The sequence below is a fragment of the Brevundimonas vesicularis genome, from assembly GCF_900445985.1.
In the GTDB taxonomy this organism is placed as follows: Bacteria; Pseudomonadota; Alphaproteobacteria; order Caulobacterales; family Caulobacteraceae; genus Brevundimonas; species Brevundimonas vesicularis_D.
In genome coordinates, this window is record NZ_UAQP01000036.1 from 1 (window position 1) to 2,751 (window position 2,751).

Consider the following 2,751-nt stretch of genomic DNA (forward strand, 5'->3'; position numbering starts at 1 on the left):
GAATAGCCCGTCAATGCGCCGTTTTTCCCAATCACGCGATGACAGGGTACGATAATCGAAAGCGGATTTTTTCCGTTTGCCGCCGCGACTGCGCGCAGCGCCGAGGGCTTGCCGTAAAGCGCCGCCTGTTGGCTATAAGTCCATGTTTCGCCGTAAGGAATCTGCTTTAGCAAGTCCCAAACGGTGCGCTGAAAGACGGTGCCCGGCGGCGCTAATGATAGGCGAAATGCGCGCAATTTGCCGCAAAAATAATCCTCAAGCTGCGATTGCATTTCCTGCAAGAGCGGAGTCTGCCCTACCCGCAGCCGGCATTGATAATATTTTTCTAATGTTTCTTCAATCGATTGCCGCATTTTCGGCTTGTCGATAAAATCCGCATAGACCAAAGCCGCATCCTCGCTTTGAGTATAAGCAGCGGCGAGCATGATGCCAATCGGCGTTTCTATTTCTGTACTGATTAAAGTAGGCATAGCAGGTTTTCGTTAAACAATAGAAGACTTATCTTACAAGACTACCGCCTATGAACAAACTCTGCGAAAATGCGCGCTTTATTTCTTGCGGAAATCTTTTTATGACTATTGATATCGCCATTACCCTCAGCATCGCCATCATAGCGACTGTTTTATTCGCCACCGAAAAAATGCGCATGGATGCAGTGGCGATTCTGGTGCTGGCAAGTTTGGCTTTATTCGGACAAATTTCACCGCAAGAAGCTTTAAGCGGCTTTAGCAATTCCGCCACGATTACCGTAACCGCTATGTTTGTATTAGCGGCGGGCCTGCAAATCAGCGGTGCATTGGACGGCATCGGCGCTTTGCTAGGACGTGTCAAATCGCCTTTGGCTTTTCTCTTAGTACTGTTTGCGATTGTCTCGCTGATTTCACCTTTTGTGAATAATACGGCGGTGGTAGCGGTCTTTATTCCGATTGTGATTGCGGCGGCGAAAAACATTAAATTTCCCGCCTCCAAAGCTCTGATTCCGCTGTCTTTCGTCTCGCAAATGGCGGGAGTAACCACGCTTATCGGCACCTCGACCAATTTGCTCGTCAATTCCATTGCCCAGCAGCAGGGGCATCGCGGCTTCGGCATGTTTGAGTTTTTTCCGCTCGGCATCATTTTTCTGATTATCGGCTATGTGTATTTGCTGACGGCTGGACGTTGGCTGCTGCCGGATAATAGCGCTCATCTGATTGACGAACGGCAAGACCTCGGCAAATACGTCGCCGAATGGCGGGTCAGCGCCGAATCGCCGCTTGTGGGCAAAACCATTGCCGATGCGGTGGATTTAAACCTCTATATCATCGGCGTATTGCGCGACGGCGAACGCCTTTCCACACCCTCGCAGCAAGTCTTGCAGCGTCATGATATTCTGCTGGTGCGCGGTTTGCCGGAAGAACTGCTCAAACTGCGCGACCAATTCGCCCTCAAAGCCTTTTCCGTCTATGCGCATCAGCACAACAGCGATAATGCCGAAACTCAATGGGTCATCGCCGAAGTCATGGTTGCGCCCAATTCGCAATGGATAGGCGGCAACGTCGCCCTGCTCTCGCAGCGTTGGAATCGCAACAGCACCGTCGTCGGCATTCAGCGGCGCAGCAAAATCGTGCGCGAACGTCTGCGCCGCATTCATTTTCACGTCGGCGACATCCTATTAATGATTCTGCCCAAAGAAGACATCGCCGATTTGCGCCGCAATCAAGACTTCATCATTCTCTCGGAAAACCACGAACGCAAAAAAACCGACTGGCGCGCCCATTTTGCCATCGGCGTAATGATTGCTGTGATTACCGCCTCCGCAGTAGGGATTGTCCCGATTACCATTACCGCCCTCATCGGCGCCGTCCTCATGGTCTGCGCCGGCTGCTTGAGTGCGGAAGAAGCCTATGCCTCGATTGATTGGCGCATCATCATCTTATTGGCGGGACTGCTGCCCTTAGGCGCTGCCATGAACAACAGCGGCGCGGCGGCATTTATCGTCGAGCATACCCTCGGGCGCTTCAACGATGCAAGCCCCTTAACAATACTTGCCATTCTCTATCTGATGACCATGGTGCTCACCGAATTGATGAGCAATGCCGGCACCGCCGTGCTGATGACCCCGATAGCCGTATCCACCGCCAATATGCTCGACATTAACGCCTCACCCTTGATTATCGCCGTCATGTTTGCCGCCGCCACCAGCTTTATGACGCCGGTCGGCTACCAAACCAATACCATGGTTTACGGCGCCGGCGGCTACCGCTTTACCGACTTCATCAAAATCGGACTGCCGCTGAACCTGCTCTACTGGGTGCTCGGCATCCTCTTTATCCCTATGATTTGGCCATTCTCATGAACATCATCCTTTACGGCATCAGCAACTGCGACAGCGTTAAAAAAGCGCGACAATGGCTCGCCGCCCAAGCAATTGAGCATCAATTTATCGACTTCAAAAAACAAGCGCCGAATGAAAACCTTATCCGCCAATGGTTAGAACAGATCGAACTCGCCCAAGTACTCAACAAACGCAGCCGCACATGGCGCGGACTGAGCGCGGCCGAACAAGCCCGCGCCGCAGACGACGGCGGCGCCATCGCCCTGATGATGCAACACCCAAGTCTCATCAAACGCCCCCTGCTGCAACATGCGGGCGGCATTGCCCTTGGCTTTGATGCCGCCCTTTATACACAACTGTTCTGTGAGTAAGCCCTGATGAAATCCACCCTGCTGATCAGCCTGATGGCCGGATTTGCCGCCGGCAGCGCCGCCGTC

3 protein-coding genes are annotated in these 2,751 nt (G+C 52.9%); 2 read left to right on the forward strand and 1 reads right to left on the reverse strand.

What is annotated here, in order from left to right:
• Positions 1-470, reverse strand: a 470-nt coding sequence (locus DT343_RS18670) for a methylated-DNA--[protein]-cysteine S-methyltransferase (RefSeq protein ID WP_146756802.1), incomplete at its 3' end; no start/stop codon positions are given.
• Positions 471-520: 50 nt separating this feature from the next.
• Here DT343_RS18670 and DT343_RS18675 point away from each other — a divergent pair.
• Positions 521-2,335, forward strand: a complete 1,815-nt coding sequence (locus DT343_RS18675) for an SLC13 family permease (protein WP_220116889.1) — start codon at positions 521-523, stop codon at positions 2,333-2,335.
• Positions 2,332-2,685, forward strand: coding sequence for an arsenate reductase (locus tag DT343_RS18680; RefSeq protein ID WP_112863943.1), 354 nt, complete (start codon positions 2,332-2,334; stop codon positions 2,683-2,685). The genes DT343_RS18675 and DT343_RS18680 overlap by 4 nt, the downstream gene beginning before the upstream one ends.
• Positions 2,686-2,751 lie beyond the last annotated feature (66 nt).